Source organism: Streptomyces sp. NPDC091209, assembly GCF_044757755.1.
GTDB lineage: Bacteria > Actinomycetota > Actinomycetes > Streptomycetales > Streptomycetaceae > Streptomyces.
The window spans coordinates 442,059-458,006 of record NZ_JBIVVR010000007.1; the positions used below are offsets into that span (position 1 = coordinate 442,059).

Below are 15,948 nucleotides of genomic sequence, written 5' to 3' on the forward strand. Positions count from 1 at the left end.
GCGCGGCACCGGACGCTGTCCACCGTCCGGCACCGGCCGTCGTACGTCCTCTGGCACCGGACGTCGTACTGCCCCGCGTGGCACCGGGCGTCGTACTGCCCCGCGTGGCACCGGACGCGGTACAACGCCTGGAACTGGACGCCGACTCCGCGCGGCGCCGGGACCCCGGCCCGCCCGGCAGGGCAACGGGCCGGCCTGCACCTCGCGGTGCGGCGCGTTCGCACAGCGGGTGTCCCGGCGCTGTACCCGGCGCTCTGTCGGGTCGGCATCGTACGGCCAAGGGTGCTCGGCCGTGCAGTTCCGCACCGTACGGCCCAGGGTGCGGAGCCAGGGCGGCTACGCGGATCCCCCGGCCCCGCACCGCCCGCTGACTCCCGCTCCCTGGAGGGCGCCCACATCCGCCCCTGATCACTCCGCGGCCCGAACCAATCCCCCTGCACTCCCCACCAGTCCCTGAGCCCCCCACCGAAGAAAGAGATCATCGTGACCCACCGCACCACCGCCCGACTCCCCCTCCAGGCCGTCCTGTTCGACATGGACGGCACGCTCGTGGACACCGAGCGGCTGTGGTGGGAGGCGGTGGAGCAGGTGGCCGACGGGTTCGGGCACGCGCTGACGGGGGCCGACCAGCCGCAGGTGCTCGGGCGGCCCGTCGAGTACACGGCCGCCTGGCTGGCCGGGGTCACCGGCGCACCGGGGGAGGAGATCGCCGCAGAGCTGCACCAGCAGTTCGCGGACCGGGTCCGCACGGGCATCGTGCCCCGCCCCGGGGCGCGGGAACTGCTCGACGCGCTCGCCCGCGAAGGCGTGCCGACCGCCCTGGTGACCGCCTCCCCGCGCGCGGTCGCCGACACCGTCCTGGCGGCGCTCGGCGCCGAACGCTTCGCCGTCTCCGTCACCGCCGACGACACCGAGCGCACCAAGCCCGCCCCCGATCCCTATCTCGCCGCCTGCCGCGCACTCGGCGTCGACCCCGCCGCCTGCGTCGCCGTCGAGGACACCCAGACCGGTGTCACTTCGGCCGAGTCGGCGGGCTGCGCCGTCCTCGCGGTGCCCTCGCTCGCGCCGATCGCACCCGCGGCCGGCCGCACCGTGCTCGGCAGCCTGGAGGGCGTGTCCCCGGCCCTGCTGCGCGCGATGGTCGCCCCGGGCGAGCTGCGGGTCATGAGCTGGAACCTCTGGTTCGGCGGCACCAAGGTCGACGGGTACCGCGAGAAGCAGCTCAAGGTCATCGCCGAGACGGGCGCGGACGTGGTCGGCCTCCAGGAGACGTACGGGAACGCGGCCCGGGAACTCGCCGAGGCCCTGGGCTGGCACCACCACCGGGCGGGCGACAACCTCGGCGTCATCAGCCGCCACCCGATCGTCGCCGGGCTCGGCGATCCGGACGTCGGTTTCTACGGGGGGACCGGCGTCCGGATCGAACTGGACGGCGGGCAGCGCGTGGACGTCTGGAGCGTCCACCTCGACTGCGCGCCGTACGGCCCGTACGAGGCCCGCTTCGACGGACTTCCGGCGGCCGAACTCATCGCGCACGAGAGCGGGCGGCTCGCCCGGATGCGGGAGATCCTGCGGCGGATCGCCGACACCTCCGAGGCGTCCGTTCCGGTCGTCCTGACCGGCGACTTCAACGTGCCCTCGCACCTGGACTGGCCGGATGTCGCCTGGCCGGTGACGCGGGCCGCCGAGGAGGCGGGCCTGCGCGACTCCTACCGCGAGGCCCACCCCGACCCGGTACGGGAACCCGGACACACCTGGTCGCCCGTCCACGCCGACCACGAGGACGGCAGCGGGCGCCCGGAACCGCAGGACCGGATCGACTTCGTCCTGCACCGTGGCCTGACCGTTCTCGACTCCCGCACCCTGGTCAGCGGCACCCCGCGGCCCTGGCCGGACGTCATGGGCAACGACTGGCCCTCCGACCACGCGGCGGTCGTCACCGTCTTCGCCGTGCCCGGGGAATGACGAGAAGGGCCGGGAGGTGGCGTGCCGTAAGAGTTGAACGGCGGGTCAGTCCGGACCATTGCGGTCCGGGCTCGCCATCCACTAGTTTTGAGCCGCGATCGCTACCCGCGAGTAACACCCGATGGGTTACCAACCGTCACCCGGCCACCCGACCGTCCCGTCGTCCTGGGGAGACCATGCGCTGGCCCTTCGGTCGTCCGTCCACGGTCCGTTCGCGGATCGTGGCCCTCTCGATCGCTCCGGTGATCGCCCTCATGACCCTGTGGAGTTTCGCCATGGTGTCCGTCACCGGCGAACTGCGCGCGCTCGTCCGCCTCCAGGGTGTCTACAACACCTTCGGCACCCCGGTGGACACGGCGATCGGCCAGATCCAGATCGAACGGCGCCTGGCCGCCGCGTACTTGGGCGCACCGAACGGGACGAGGGCGGGCACCGACCTGCTGGCCCAGGAGCGTCGCACCGACCGCGCCGTGACCGCGCTGCGCACGGCGGTCCGGAACGGGGACCGGAGCCGGCTCACCGGCCATCAGCGGCAGGTGCTCGACACCATGCTCCACTCCGCCGACGGACTGGAGCGGCTGCGCGGGCGGGTGCTGTCCCGCTCCGTCACCTGGGACCGGGCCGTGGCCGAATACGGCGCCCTGGTGGAACCGGGCTTCGACGTCGAGTCCGCGCTCACGGCGCTCCAGGCGGGTCAACTCGCCCGCGAGGCCCAGGTCGTCGTCGAGCTGGTGCGGGTGCGGGAGTTCGTGTCCCGCGAGGACGCGCTCGTCGCCGGGGCACGGGCCGCCGGAACGCTCACCGACCGGCAGTACGACACCCTCACCGCGGCCATCGAGGACCGCAGGGTCTTCGAGCGGACCTATGTGCCCGACCTCCCGGCGGACTCGCGCACCCTCTTCGAGGACTTCCAGCGCGAGGACCTCCACAAGGAACTGACCCGGGACGAGGACGCCCTGCTCCGGGCGGGTGCGCGGCGTGCGGGCGAGGCCGTCGCGGCCGGCTCCTGGCGCACCACCACCGACCGGGCCGTCAAGCAGTACATGCGGCTGTGCACCCGGTCGGCGCTCAACTCCGCGGCGCGCGGACGGACGTTCGCCTACCAGGAGCTGGCCAAGGCCGCCATCGTCGGCGTTCTCGGACTGGCCGCCGTGGGCCTGTCCCTGTGGTTCGCGGTGCGCGGCGCACGACGCATCTCGCGCCGACTGGAGTCGCTGCGGGACGCCGCGGATCTGCTGACCAACCGTCAGCTTCCGCACGTCATGGAGCGGTTGAGCGCGGGCGAGGAGGTCGACGCCGCCGCCGAGGCGCCGCCGCTGGCCGACGTGGAGGCGGTGGCCGACGAGATCGGCCAGGTCGGCCGCTCCTTCAACACCGCCCGTCTCGCCGCCGTCGAGGCCGCCGTCAAGCAGGCCACCCTGCGCCGCGGGCTGTTCGCGGTCCTCCTGAACATCGCCCGCCGCAACCAGGCGCTCGTCCACCGTCAGCTCAAACTCGTCGACACGCTGGAGCGGCGCACCGACGACCCGGACGTCCTGGACGACCTGTTCCGCATCGATCACCTCACCACGCGCATGCGGCGCCACGCGGAGAGTCTGATCATCCTCTCCGGCTCGGCCCCGGGCCGCCGTTGGCGACGGCCGGTGCCGGTCGCCGAGGTGGTGTCCTCCGCGGTGAGCGAGATCGAGCAGTACACACGTGTGGTGGTCCCCCCGATGCCCGAGGTGGGCGTCGCCGCGGACGCCGTGGCCGACGTCGTCCACCTGATCGCCGAACTCGTCGAGAACGCCACCGTGTTCTCACCGCCGCGCACCCAGGTCACCCTGCGCACCGGGCGGGCCGGCAGCGGATTCGTCCTGGAGATCGACGACCGCGGCCTCGGTCTCGCGCCCGAACAGATCGAGGAGGCCCAGCGCACCCTCACCACGCCGGACGACTTCGACCCCACGCGGCACGACCGGCTCGGGCTGTACGTGGTGGGGCGGCTCGCCGCCCGGCACGGCATCAAGGTCACGCTGTGCCGCTCACCGTACGGCGGTACGACGGCGGTGGTGCTGCTGCCGGAGGCGGTTCTCGAACCGGTGGAATCCGCGCGCCCGGCGACAGGAGCGGACCCGGGCCCGGTGGCGCTGCCCTCCCGGACGGGCACCGTGGTCCTCCCGGAGCAGCGGAAGACCCGGCGTGAGCGGGAGGCCGGCGTCGCGACGCAGGACACCTCGGTTCCGGACCCGCCCGAGCTGCCCACCCGCGTCCGCCAGCGGGCCCTCGCCCCCGAGCTGCGCACCGCGGGACCGGTACCCGACGAGACGCCGGAGCGCGAGGTCACTGCGGAGGAGATGCGTGCCGTCTTCGGGGCTTTCCAGCGCGGCCTCGACCGCGGCCGCAAGGGCCTGCCCACGCAGCCGGGCACCAGCGGGTCCCGCTCCGCGCAGCCCGGTCCCGCGCAGCGAACCGACACCGAGGAAGGGACGGACGCCGACGATGCGCCCTGACCAGCTCCCAGAGCACCCCGCCCAGACCTTCGAGGCCCGGCACCCGGAACCGGCGGCTGACGCCTCCGAGCCGGCGGACGACACCGAACGGCCCGGCACCGATCTCGGGTGGCTGCTCGACGACCTCGTGGCCAGGACCCACCACGTCCGCCAGGCCGTGCTCCTCACCGCCGACGGTCTGCCGCTGAGCTCCTCGGACGGCATGCGCCGAGGGGACATCGAACACCTCGCCGCGGTCTGCTCCGGCTTCCACAGCCTCGCCCGTTCGGCGGGCGAGCGCTTCGCCGCGGGCGGGGTGCGCCAGACCATGGTGATGCTCGACGACGCCTACCTCTTCATCACCCCGGCGGGCGACGGAAGCCGGCTGGCCGTGCTCAGCGAGGTCCAGACGGACGTCGGACAGCTCGCCCACGAGATGGAACTGCTCGTCCGCCGCGTCGGCCGCCACATGGCCGCCGCCGTACGTTCGGCGGCTGACCCCACGGGCCACTGATCCGCCCGTGACCGATGACCACTGGTACGAGGACGAGACCGGGCCGATGGTCCGGCCCTACACCGTCACCGGGGGCCGGACCCGGCCCTCTGACCGGCACGTCATCGATCTGATGTCGCAGGTCACGGTCCTGGAGACGCACGCCGGGCAGCCCGGTGTCGATCATGCGGCGGCGGCCCTGCTCGACCTGGCCCGCCGCGGCCCCCGGCCCGTCGTCGAGCTCGCCGCGGACGCCGACCTGCCGCTGACCGTCGTACGCGTCCTGCTCGGCGACCTGGCCGAGGCCGGTCTGCTGCGCATCGACGAGCCGTACCGGCCGCCGCACGGCGGCCCGGCGGCCGACCCGGAACTCCTGCGCGAGATCGTGGAGCGGCTGCGCGAGCTGTGAGCGTCCGCCCGGAGGGCTGGATGCGGGGTCGGACCGCCCGGGGGCGGATCGCCGGGAGCTCGATGCGGGGGCCGGACCGTCCGGCGGGCCGGAGCGGGGCGGCCGCTCCGTCCCAGGGCGCGGAACCCGCCTGTGACCTGCGTCTCCAGGGGAGCGGGGCCGTGACGGGGACCCGCGGCGAGGTGCGCAACGAATCGCCGCCGGGGGCGGGGCGCACGCAATGAATCGTTCGGTGGCGCGCAACGGGTCCTTCTTGTCCCGTCGAGCCGGCCGACCGTACCGTCTAACTGGCCCCCCGAACCCCCCTCGTACCGGTGGAGAACCCGCATGCGCACAGCCCTGCTCCAGAGCTCCGGCCGCCCCGGCTCGATCGTCGAGAACCTCAAGGTGCTCGACGAGGCCGCGGGCCGTGCCGCCGCGGCGGGCGCCGGGCTGATCGTGACCCCGGAGATGTTCCTGACCGGCTACGCCATCGGTGACGACATCGCGCGCCTCGCGGAGCCCGCCGACGGCGATTCCGCCGACGCGGTGGCCGAGATCGCCACCCGGCACGGCGTGGCCGTCGCCTACGGCTACCCCGAGCGCGAAGCGGGCCACGGCGAAGGCTCCCCGGCCGACGGCGGAGCGAACGTCTTCAACTCCGTGCAGCTGATCTCCGCCGACGGCACCCGGCTCGCGAACTACCGCAAGACCCACCTCTTCGGCTGCTTCGAGCGCGACCACTTCACGCCCGGCGAGCAGACCGTCGTCCAGGCCGAACTGAACGGCCTCCGGGTCGGCCTCATGATCTGCTACGACGTCGAGTTCCCGGAGAACGTCCGCGCGCACGCCCTGGCCGGCACCGACCTGCTGCTCGTGCCGACCGCGCAGATGCACCCGTTCCAGTTCGTCGCCGAATCCGTCGTCCCGGTGCGCGCCTTCGAGAACCAGATGTACGTCGCCTACGTCAACCGCACCGGTCCTGAAGGGGAGTTCGAGTTCGTCGGACTGTCCTCGCTGGCCTCGCCCGACGGCATCGTCCGGGCCCGTGCGGGCCGAGGCGAGGAACTGGTCCTGGCGGACGCCGATCCCGTCCTCCTCGCGGCCTCGCGCGAGACGAACCCGTATCTGAAGGACCGCCGCCCCGGCCTCTACGGGTCCCTCGTCTGACCACCTGCCGGGTCCAACCAGCCTTCCTCTCACCAGTCTTCGCGCAAGGAGTCCGTACCCCATGACGTCCACCGTGCCCACCGCCGTCCAGCACGCCGACGTGCAGCAGCCGCCGATCACCATGTTCGGCCCGGACTTCCCCTACGCCTACGACGACTTCCTCGCGCACCCCGCGGGCCTCGGGCAGATACCCGCGACCGAGCACGGCACCGAGGTCGCGGTCATCGGCGGCGGACTCTCCGGCATCGTGGCCGCGTACGAGCTCATGAAGATGGGCCTCAAGCCCGTCGTGTACGAGGCCGACGAGATCGGCGGCCGGCTGCGCACGGTCGGCTTCGAGGGCTGCGACCCCTCGCTGACCGCCGAGATGGGCGCGATGCGCTTCCCGCCCTCCTCCACCGCCCTCCAGCACTACATCGACCTGGTCGGCCTTCAGACCCGCCCGTTCCCCAACCCCCTTGCCGAGTCCACGCCTTCGACGGTCGTCGACCTCAAGGGCGAGTCGCACTACGCGACCTCCGTCGACGACCTGCCGCAGGTCTACCGCGACGTCATGAACGCCTGGAACGCCTGCCTGGAGGACGGCGCCGACTTCTCCGACATGAACCAGGCCATGCGGGAGCGCGACGTTCCGCGCATCCGGGAGATCTGGTCGAAGCTCGTCGAGAAGCTCGACAACCAGACCTTCTACGGCTTCCTCTGCGACTCGGAGTCCTTCAAGTCCTTCCGGCACCGGGAGATCTTCGGCCAGGTCGGCTTCGGCACCGGCGGCTGGGACACCGACTTCCCGAACTCCATCCTGGAGATCCTGCGCGTCGTCTACACCGAGGCCGACGACCACCACCGCGGCATCGTCGGCGGCTCCCAGCAGCTCCCGCTGCGTCTGTGGGAGCGCGAGCCCGAGAAGATCGTCCACTGGGCGTACGGCACCTCGCTGTCGACGCTGCACGACGGAACCCCGCGCCCGGCCGTGACCCGGCTGAACCGCACCGCGGGCAACGGCATCACGGTGACGGATGCGAACGGTGACATCCGCACCTACAAGGCGGCGATCTTCACCGCCCAGTCCTGGATGCTGCTCTCCAAGGTCGCCTGCGACGACTCGCTCTTCCCGATCGACCACTGGACCGCGATCGAGCGCACGCACTACATGGAGTCGAGCAAGCTCTTCGTGCCCGTCGACCGGCCGTTCTGGCTGGACAAGGACGAGGAGACGGGGCGGGACGTCATGTCGATGACGCTCACCGACCGTATGACGCGCGGCACTTACCTCCTGGACGAGGGCCCGGACAAGCCCGCCGTCATCTGCCTCTCCTACACGTGGTGCGACGACAGCCTGAAGTGGCTGCCGCTGTCCGCGAGCGAGCGGATGGAGGTCATGCTGAAGTCGCTCGGCGAGATCTATCCGAAGGTCGACATCAGGAAGCACATCATCGGCAACCCGGTGACCGTGTCCTGGGAGAACGAGCCCTACTTCATGGGCGCGTTCAAGGCCAACCTGCCGGGTCACTACCGCTACCAGCGCCGCCTGTTCACCCACTTCATGCAGGAGTCGCTGCCCGAGGACAAGCGGGGCATCTTCCTCGCCGGCGACGACATCTCCTGGACGGCCGGCTGGGCCGAGGGCGCCGTCCAGACCGCGCTGAACGCGGTCTGGGGCGTCATGCACCAGCTCGGCGGGACGACCGACCCGACCAACCCCGGGCCCGGCGACGTCTACGACGAGATCGCGCCGGTGGAACTGCCCGAGGACTGATCCTTCCTCGCGGGGCGCGCGGCGGGCGGTCAGACCCCGGCCGCCCGCGCCGCCTCGTACACCTCGGCGGCCACGTCCTTCAGTTCCTGGGCGTCCCGCACCGAACTCTGCAGGTCGAGGAAGATCTCGCCGAGGCCCAGCTCGGCGTGGGCGACCAGGTCCTCGACGATCTGGTCGACGCTGCCCTGGAAGGGCTGGCGGTTCGCGCCCTCGTACCCCTTCGCCGTGTACTGCGGGTTGGTCCGCAACACCGTGCGCAGCGGCTCGGTGCGCCCGCGCTCGGCTGCCAGGTCCTGCAACTGGGTCCACTGCGCGGCCAGTTGTTCGACGCCCATGCCGATCGGCATCCACCCGTCGGCGTGGTCGACGAGCCGGCGCCGCGCCTTCCCGGTGTTGGCGGCCAGCAGGATCGGGATCGGCCGGGCGGGCTTGGGGCCGACCGCGGCCGACGCGATCTTGGTGAGCCTGCCGTCGTGGACCACCGGGTCGGGACCCCAGACCGCGCGGCACACCTCGATCACCTCGTCGAGGACCTGGCCGCGCTCCTCGAAGGGCCACGGGGAGGCCGCCGCGTACTCGTCGAGCGACCAGCCCGTGCCGAGGCCCGCCACGACACGGCCGCCGCTCGCCGCGTCGAGCGAGGCGAGGGCCTTGGCGAGCTGGAACGGCACGTGCAGCGGGGCCACCAGGACACTGGTCCCGAGCTCGGCGCGCTCGGTTGCCGCGGCCGCGAGGGTCAGGGTGACCAGGGGGTCGGCGACACCGCGGTACGACTCCGGCCAGGGCAGTCCCTCGATGCCGTAGAGCCCCTGCGTCGGGGGGTCGGGGAACAGGGCCCGCTCGAAGACCCACAGGCTCTCGTACCCGATGGCCTCGGCGGCGCGGGCCACGTCGGGCACGTCCCGCCCGAGGTCGTACTGCTTCATCTGCGGGAGGGTGAGGCCGAGTCGCGTCGTCATACCTGTGTACTCCTTCGCATCAGGGTGTACCGGCCGTTCAACGTACAGTGATCCGCCCGGGGTTCCGGCGAGCCCCGCGCCGCGTGGCCGGATCAGTCCGGCAGCGGGGTGAGCAGCATCCGGCCGGCCAGGCCCACCGCGGCGTCGAGGCGCTCGCCGAACTCCTCGGCCAGGTCCGGGAGTCCGCGCAGCGCCCACAGGGCCCGCGCCGCCGCCCAGGTGGCCTCGCGCGCCCGCTCCAGACTCCAGGAGCCGAGCAGATGGGTGAGCGGATCGGCGATCTGGAGCAGGTCGGGGCCCGGCATCAGCTCTTCGCGGATGTGCTCCTCCAGCGAGACGAGGAGATCGCCCACCCGGTCGAACTCGTCCTCCAGGTCGGCCGGTTCGCAGGCGAGCGTACGACAGGTGTCCACCACGGCGAGCGCCAGATCGTGTCCGATGTGCGCGTTGATGCCCGCGAGCGCGAACTGCAGGGGGCGTACCCCCGGATGGCGGCGGAAGCGCAGCAGCGGCCGCCAGCAGGCGGGCGCCCGGCCCTCCTCGGCCACCGCCAGATAGCGCTCCGCGAACCGCACGTCCAGCGTCATCGCGGCCCGGTGGTCCGCGAAGACCCCGGCGTCCAGGTGCCGGTCGAACTCCTCGGTGACGGTGAGGTAGACGCGGTTGAAGACCGCGAGACCGTCGCGCCCGGGGAGCCTCGCGTCCAGGGCGCGCATACGGGAGACGACCGTGTCAACGGGAGTCGTGAACTGTGCCGACTGCGCCATGGGGGAAGCGTCCCAGTCCTAGGGTGGCCGACGTGCCGCCGGGCCGAAGGCTTCCCCAGAACGGGGGAACGCGGCCGTGGCGGGAGTGGGGGGAACAGCACGTGTCAGGCTTACGCGCCCAGCGGCCGGTCCAGCGCGGCACCGAGCGGGGCCGGTCCGCCGCGCGCGGCGTCATGGTCGCCGTGGCCTCGGTCGTGGTGGCGGTCGGCGCCGCGACAGGGGTGGTGTCCGCACTCGACGACGGGCACCCGGCGAAGGACGCGAAACCGCCGGTGACCCCCTCGCCCGACCTCGGCCCGTCGCCCGGAGGGCCGGCGTCGCCCGCCTCGGCCGCGCCGTCCCCCTCGGGCCCGGCCTCCCCGAAACCGAAGTCGGCCCCCCACCCCTCGCCGAGCGCGCGGACGTCACGGACCGCGGCCGCCCCCGCCCGCCTCTACCGCCATCCCGACTCCCAGGTACGTGACTGGGTCGACGCCCACCCCGGTGACGCCCGACGCGCGGTCATCGCGTCCCGGATCGCCGACCGCCCGGCCGCCGTGTGGTTCGCGGACTTCACGCCGGCCACCGTCACCGCCCGGGTCAGGGCCGTGACGTCGGCCGCGGCCGCGCAGGGCCGGGTTCCCGTCCTCGTGCCGTACGCCATCCCGCAGCGCGACTGCGGCGGCGCCTCGGAGGGCGGGGCGCCCGACCTCGCCGCGTACGACGGCTGGATCGACGGGATCGCGGCGGGGCTCGGCTCCGGCGAGGTCGTCGTCGTCCTGGAGCCCGACGCGATCGCCCAGTCCGACTGTCTCACCGAGGGCGGGCGGGCCGACCGCTTCGCCTCCCTGGCCCGCGCGGGACGCGTCCTGAAGGCGGCGAACCCCCGGGCCCGGGTCTACTACGACGCGGGCAACTCCGACTGGAACCCGGCCGCCGATCAGGCCGCGCTGCTCCGCCGGGCGGGCGCGGCCTCACCCGCCTCCTCCGACGGCATCTTCACGAACGTCTCCAACTTCAACCGGACGAGCGACGAGATCGCCTACGCCCGGCGGGTGCTCTCCGCGCTGGGCGGGCCCGCGGGTCTCGGCGCCGTCATCGACACCAGCCGCAACGGCAACGGCGCCGCCGCCGGGGGCGCGTGGTGCGATCCGCCGGGCCGCAGGATCGGGGAGGCGCCGACCCTGAGCACCGGGGAGGCCGGGATCGACGCCTATCTGTGGGTGAAGCCGCCGGGGGAGTCGGACGGCTGCCGGGGCGCGGCCGGGACCTTCTCGGCGCAGTACGCCTATGAGCTGGCGCGCTGATCCCCGGGATCGTCGTACGACGACGTTCCCGAGTCGAGCAGGGGGTCCTGCTTGAGGTGGGGCGGGGCCATCGCCCGCAGCGCGTGGTAGCCGGTGATCACGACGATGGTGCCGAGCGCGATGCCGTTCAGCGAGAAGTTGTCGGTGAACTTCAGGGTGACTCCGCCGATGCCGATGATGATGCCCGCGGCGGCCGGCACCAGGTTCAGCGGATTGCGCAGGTCCACCCCGGCGTTGAGCCAGATCTGGGCGCCGAGCAGCCCGATCATGCCGTACAGGATGACCGTGATGCCGCCGAGGACACCGCCCGGGATCGCCGCGACCACCGCGCCGAACTTGGGGCACAGGCCGAAGAGCAGCGCGAAGCCGGCGGCGGCCCAGTAGGCGGCCGTGGAGTAGACCCGGGTCGCGGCCATCACGCCGATGTTCTCGGAGTACGTGGTGTTGGGCGGGCCTCCGACGGCGGTGGAGAGCATGGAGGCGGCGCCGTCCGCGGAGATCGCGGTGCCGAGCTCGTCGTCCAGCGGGTCGCCGGTCATCTCGCCGACGGCCTTGACGTGCCCGGCGTTCTCGGCGACCAGCGCGATGACCACCGGCAGCGCGACGAGGATCGCCGACCACTGGAACGTGGGTCCGTGGAAGGACGGCAGCCCGATCCAGTCGGCGTTCTCCACGTCGGAGAGGTTCAGGCGCCAGTGGTCGGTGACCTTGCCGCTCGCGTCCACCGAGTGGACGCGGCCGAAGATCCGGTCGAAGGCCCAGGAGACGACGTAGCCGAAGACCAGCCCGAGGAAGATCGCGATGCGTGACCAGAAGCCGCGCAGGCACACGACGGCCGCGCCGGTGACCAGCATGGTGAGCAGGGCCGTCCACTGGTCCTGCGGCCAGTAGGTGGACGCGGTCACCGGCGCCAGGTTGAAGCCGATCAGCATGACGACCGCGCCGGTCACGATCGGCGGCATCGCGGCATGGATGATCCGCGCCCCGAACCGCTGGACGGCGAGCCCCACAAGGAACAGCACGACGCCGACGACGAAGCACGCGCCGGTCACCGTCGCGCTGGTCCCGCCCTGCGCGCGGATCACGGCGGCGACGCCCACGAAGGACAGCGAGCAGCCGAGGTAGCTGGGCACCCGGCCGCGGGTGGCGAGCAGGAAGATGACCGTCGCGACCCCGGACATCATGATCGCGAGATTGGGGTCGAGTCCCATCAGGACGGGTGCGACGAAGGATGCCCCGAACATGGCCACCACGTGCTGGGCGCCGAGCCCGAAGGTCCGGGGCCAGGAGAGGCGTTCGTCGGGGCGGACGACCGCTCCGGGGGCGGGTGTCCGCCCGTCGCCGTGCAGTTTCCAGCGCACCCCGAGGTCCATGGTGAGGATTCCTTTTTCTGTACGTGAATCTGTCCGGACCATTGTCGTGGTCGGGCAGCGGCCTCTACGCTCGCACGGCCCCACTCGTGAACATCGTTCATATGTCTGATCGGAGTGTTCTGTGAGTGCACGATCCGGACTGGGCCTGCTGATCGCGGCGGCCACCGTCGCGCTCGCGTCCGTAGTCGTCCCCTCGGCGTCCGCCGGTACGGCATCGCGGGCCGCCGCCGCGCCCCCTCGTACCCCGTCCGTCGCCACCCTCCCGGCGTCCGCTCACGCCGCTCCCGGAATCCCGGGGACCGTGGTTCTCGACGGCGGACGGCTCCGGCGGACCCGTATCCGCCTGGACCACGGTGACCGCCGACTCGCCTTCTCGCTGCGGGAGTTGACGGCTCGCGCCGACAACTGGCTGGACCAGGGCCCCTGGACGGTCGTCGACAAGCCGAAACCCGCCCCCGGCGGCGATGTTCACGACTACCTGAGCCAGGCTCCGTACTGGTGGCCCTCGCGCCCCGCCACCGCGGACAACCCCTGGGGCTGCCCGTACGTCCAGCGTGACGGACAGCGCAACCCCGAGGTGGACACCGGCACCGACCGCCAGGACGTCGAGAAGGTCTTCGACTCGACGTACGATCTCGCGCTCGCCTGGTACTACACCGGCAGGAAGCAGTACGCCGAGAAGGCCTCCCTGGTCCTGCGCATCTGGTTCCTGGACCCGGCCACGAGGATGAACCCGAACCTCGACCACGGCCAGTTCATCCCCTGCAAGTACGACGGCCGGGCCATCGGCATCATCGACTTCTCGCAGTCCTACACGAGCGTCCTCGACGCGATCGCCGTCCCGGACACCGGCGCCCCCGGCTGGTCCCGGCGCGACCGTTCCGCGATGCTCGACTGGAACACGGGCTTCCGCGACTGGCTGACGGACAGCGCCTTCGGCAAGGAGGAGGGCGCCGCCCGGAACAACCACGGCACCTTCTACGACCTGCAACTCGCCGCCCTCGCGTACGCGACCGGCGACAAGGACCTCGCCCGGCGGACCGTGCTCGCCGCGGGCGCCCTGCGGGTCGACCCGCAGATCGCCGCCGACGGAAGTCAGCCCCAGGAGCTGGCCCGTACCCGAAGCTGGCACTACTCGACCTTCGACCTGGTCGCCTACACCCGGCTCGCGGCCATCGGCCGGCACGTCGGCGTGGACCTCTGGAAGTATCGAGGGCCGGACGGCCAGAGCCTGTTCAAGGCGGTCGACTACCTGCTGCCCGCCGCGACGGGCGCCGAGCCGTGGAACCATCCCGAGCTCGAGTTCCACCGCTTCGCCGCGAGTGACGTGGTGCACGCGGCGGCCGATGCCGGCGACCCGGCCGCGCGGGCCGCCGTGTCGAAGCTCGAAGCGCCGCCCGGAGGCGATCTGTGGGCACTGCGGCCGGCCGCCGAGCAGCTCGACTCGATCGCGGGCTGATCCCGCCAGGACCGGACTCCTGAGCGTTTGCTTAGGATGGGGGCATCGTTTTCAGCCAGGCCGCCCCATCCGCACGCCGTACGTCTCAGGAGTCCCGCCCGTGACCGCCGAAGCCCCCGTCGCCCCCGCCCTCCCGTACGGACGGCTCCTGCCCGTCATGGTCCACTTCGACGACCTCGACGCGCTCGGACTGCTGCACAACGGCCGCTACCCGGTCATGGTCGAGCGTGCCTGGGCCGCGCTGTGGAACGAGAGCGGCTTCGGCTTCGAGGGCGACTGGGAGGCGGCGGGCGATTCGTGCAACGCCGTCAAGGAACTGCGGATCACCTACGAGGTCCCGGTGAACCGCCCCGGCGCGTACGCCGTCCACCTCTGGCTGGAGCGGCTCGGGAACACCGGACTCACGTACGGCTTCCGCTTCTGCTCCCTCGACGGCGCGGTCACCTACGCGCACGGAACCCGGGTGCTCGTCCGGCTCGACGCCGGGACGCTGCGCCCGACCCCGTGGAGCGACCGGTTCAGGGCCGTGGGTCGGGAACTGCTGCGCTCGGAGGACTGACCTTCGGACGGCTGCGGTCCCCGGCCCGCAGCACGCCCGCGAGCACGGTGAGCCCGAACGCCAGGACCGTGACCAGCCCGAACGACACCATCAGGTTCGTCGCCTGCGCCACCGACCCGATCAGGCTCGGCGCGATCAGACCCGAGGTGTACGTGATGGTCGCGACGCCCGCGATGGCCTGACTGGGGTTCGGGCCGCTGCGCCCGGCCGCCGCGAAGCAGAGCGGGACGACGACCGCGATCCCGAGACCGAGCAGCGCGAAGCCGCCCATCGCCACCGCCGGATCGTCCGCGACGACGATCAGCAGACCGCCGAGCACGGCCAGCACACCGCCCGCCCGCACGGTCCGTACCGCGCCGAACCGGTTCACCACCGAGTCGCCGACGAGCCGGGCCACCGCCATGGTCAGCATGAAGCCGGTGGTCGAGGCCGCGGCGAGACCGGCCGAGGTGTCCAGCCGGTCGCGCAGATAGACCGCCGACCAGTCCAGGCTCGCGCCCTCGGCGAAGACCGCGCAGAAGCCGATCGTGCCGATCAGCAGCGCCGACCGGGGCGGCAGCGCGAAGCGCGGCGGCGGCTCCTCGCCCTCGGTGGGCTGCAGATCGAGCACCCAGCGGCAGGCGGCGAGACCGACGAGCGTGAGGGTCGCCGCGGCCAGGGCGTGGTGCAGGCGCGCGTCCGAGCCGAGCTGCGCGGCGAGCGTGCCGGCCGCCGCGCCGGTCAGGGCGCCGGCGCTCCACATGCCGTGCAGCCCGGACATGATCGACTTGTCGAGCCGGTTCTCGACCTCGACACCCAGCGCGTTCATGGCGACGTCCGCCATCCCCGCCGTGGCGCCGTAGACGAACATCGCGAGGCACAGGGTGAGCAGGTTCGGCGCGAGGGACGGCAGGATCAGCGCCAGTGTCCACAGGGCCATGAGTCCGCGCAGCGCCGTACGGCTGCCGAAGCGGTGGGTGATCCGGCCGGCCAGCGGCATGGAGCAGGAGGCGCCCAGCGCGGTGAACGCGAGGGCGAAACCGAGCTGCCCCGCGCTGACCGACGCATGGTCCTGGATCCACGGCACGCGGGTCGCGAAGGACCCGGTGACGGCTCCGTGCACGGCGAAGACGGCCGCCACGGCGTACCGGGCGCGCTTGACCTCGCGCTGGTCGTAGACCACTTCACTCATGCTCCAGCCCCTCCCCGGGTGATGGTTCCCCATTCCGCCGCCGTAAACTATCAGGAACCCTGCCTGATAGATAGATGACCGCTCGCCGCCCGCTCGCCGGGCGGCCCCGCCGATCTGGGAGGATTTCCGGC

The 15,948-nt window shown here is 72.5% G+C and carries 13 protein-coding genes; 9 read left to right on the forward strand and 4 right to left on the reverse strand.

Annotation, left to right across the window (positions count from 1 at the left end; translation table 11 throughout):
- Positions 1 to 483 precede the first annotated feature (483 nt).
- The 6 genes from ACIQRL_RS22925 (at position 484) to ACIQRL_RS22950 (ending at position 8,243) form a co-directional block, all read left to right on the forward strand.
- Positions 484 to 1,965: an HAD-IA family hydrolase gene (locus ACIQRL_RS22925; RefSeq protein ID WP_401334249.1), complete on the forward strand. Its 1,482-nt coding sequence runs from the start codon at positions 484 to 486 to the stop codon at positions 1,963 to 1,965.
- A gap of 176 nt (positions 1,966 to 2,141) precedes the next feature.
- Positions 2,142 to 4,457, forward strand: coding sequence for a nitrate- and nitrite sensing domain-containing protein (locus ACIQRL_RS22930; protein ID WP_401334251.1), 2,316 nt, complete (start codon positions 2,142 to 2,144; stop codon positions 4,455 to 4,457).
- Complete coding sequence (locus tag ACIQRL_RS22935) at positions 4,447 to 4,950, forward strand: roadblock/LC7 domain-containing protein (RefSeq protein ID WP_401334254.1); 504 nt, start codon at positions 4,447 to 4,449, stop codon at positions 4,948 to 4,950. Before ACIQRL_RS22930 ends, ACIQRL_RS22935 begins: the two co-directional genes overlap by 11 nt.
- Before the next feature lie 7 nt (positions 4,951 to 4,957).
- Positions 4,958 to 5,338, forward strand: a complete 381-nt coding sequence (locus tag ACIQRL_RS22940) for a DUF742 domain-containing protein (protein WP_401334256.1) — start codon at positions 4,958 to 4,960, stop codon at positions 5,336 to 5,338.
- Positions 5,339 to 5,665: 327 nt separating this feature from the next.
- A complete protein-coding gene (locus ACIQRL_RS22945) occupies positions 5,666 to 6,487 on the forward strand; it encodes a carbon-nitrogen hydrolase family protein (RefSeq protein ID WP_401334258.1) in 822 nt (273 codons plus the stop codon).
- Between the two features lie 61 nt (positions 6,488 to 6,548).
- Entirely contained in the window at positions 6,549 to 8,243 is a 1,695-nt protein-coding gene (locus tag ACIQRL_RS22950) for a flavin monoamine oxidase family protein (RefSeq protein ID WP_401334261.1), read from the forward strand.
- Between the two features lie 29 nt (positions 8,244 to 8,272).
- On the opposite strand, the gene ACIQRL_RS22955 is transcribed toward ACIQRL_RS22950, so the two are convergent.
- A complete protein-coding gene (locus tag ACIQRL_RS22955; protein ID WP_401334264.1) occupies positions 8,273 to 9,202 on the reverse strand; it encodes an LLM class F420-dependent oxidoreductase in 930 nt (309 codons plus the stop codon).
- Positions 9,203 to 9,294: 92 nt separating this feature from the next.
- The gene (locus ACIQRL_RS22960; RefSeq protein WP_401334267.1) at positions 9,295 to 9,969 is read right to left on the reverse strand and encodes a DUF5995 family protein; all 675 of its coding nucleotides are present in this window, start codon (positions 9,967 to 9,969) and stop codon (positions 9,295 to 9,297) included.
- Between the two features lie 173 nt (positions 9,970 to 10,142).
- On the opposite strand from ACIQRL_RS22960, the gene ACIQRL_RS22965 reads away from it, so the two are divergent.
- Positions 10,143 to 11,255, forward strand: coding sequence for a glycoside hydrolase family 6 protein (locus ACIQRL_RS22965; RefSeq protein WP_401334491.1), 1,113 nt, complete (start codon positions 10,143 to 10,145; stop codon positions 11,253 to 11,255).
- On the opposite strand, the gene ACIQRL_RS22970 is transcribed toward ACIQRL_RS22965, so the two are convergent.
- Entirely contained in the window at positions 11,237 to 12,628 is a 1,392-nt protein-coding gene (locus ACIQRL_RS22970; RefSeq protein WP_401334270.1) for a uracil-xanthine permease family protein, read from the reverse strand. The genes ACIQRL_RS22965 and ACIQRL_RS22970 overlap by 19 nt on opposite strands.
- 121 nt (positions 12,629 to 12,749) lie before the next feature.
- Between ACIQRL_RS22970 and ACIQRL_RS22975 the strand changes: the two genes are divergently transcribed.
- Positions 12,750 to 14,087: an alginate lyase family protein gene (locus ACIQRL_RS22975; protein ID WP_401334272.1), complete on the forward strand. Its 1,338-nt coding sequence runs from the start codon at positions 12,750 to 12,752 to the stop codon at positions 14,085 to 14,087.
- Positions 14,088 to 14,187: 100 nt separating this feature from the next.
- A complete protein-coding gene (locus tag ACIQRL_RS22980) occupies positions 14,188 to 14,646 on the forward strand; it encodes an acyl-CoA thioesterase (RefSeq protein WP_401334275.1) in 459 nt (152 codons plus the stop codon).
- Here ACIQRL_RS22980 and ACIQRL_RS22985 read toward each other — a convergent pair.
- A complete protein-coding gene (locus ACIQRL_RS22985) occupies positions 14,606 to 15,817 on the reverse strand; it encodes an MFS transporter (RefSeq protein WP_401334278.1) in 1,212 nt (403 codons plus the stop codon). The two genes, ACIQRL_RS22980 and ACIQRL_RS22985, sit on opposite strands and share 41 nt — an antisense overlap.
- Positions 15,818 to 15,948: the final 131 nt, after the last annotated feature.

Excerpts from the sequence above, each read along its gene's own strand:
- ACIQRL_RS22960 (WP_401334267.1), bottom strand. The coding sequence starts at position 9,969 with ATGGCGCAGTCGGCACAGTTCACGACTCCCGTTGACACGGTCGTCTCC.
- ACIQRL_RS22950 (WP_401334261.1), top strand. The coding sequence starts at position 6,549 with ATGACGTCCACCGTGCCCACCGCCGTCCAGCACGCCGACGTGCAGCAG.
- ACIQRL_RS22930 (WP_401334251.1), top strand. The coding sequence starts at position 2,142 with ATGCGCTGGCCCTTCGGTCGTCCGTCCACGGTCCGTTCGCGGATCGTG.
- ACIQRL_RS22945 (WP_401334258.1), top strand. The coding sequence starts at position 5,666 with ATGCGCACAGCCCTGCTCCAGAGCTCCGGCCGCCCCGGCTCGATCGTC.
- ACIQRL_RS22970 (WP_401334270.1), bottom strand. The coding sequence starts at position 12,628 with ATGGACCTCGGGGTGCGCTGGAAACTGCACGGCGACGGGCGGACACCC.
- ACIQRL_RS22985 (WP_401334278.1), bottom strand. The coding sequence starts at position 15,817 with ATGAGTGAAGTGGTCTACGACCAGCGCGAGGTCAAGCGCGCCCGGTAC.
- ACIQRL_RS22955 (WP_401334264.1), bottom strand. The coding sequence starts at position 9,202 with ATGACGACGCGACTCGGCCTCACCCTCCCGCAGATGAAGCAGTACGAC.
- ACIQRL_RS22935 (WP_401334254.1), top strand. The coding sequence starts at position 4,447 with ATGCGCCCTGACCAGCTCCCAGAGCACCCCGCCCAGACCTTCGAGGCC.
- ACIQRL_RS22965 (WP_401334491.1), top strand. The coding sequence starts at position 10,143 with ATGGTCGCCGTGGCCTCGGTCGTGGTGGCGGTCGGCGCCGCGACAGGG.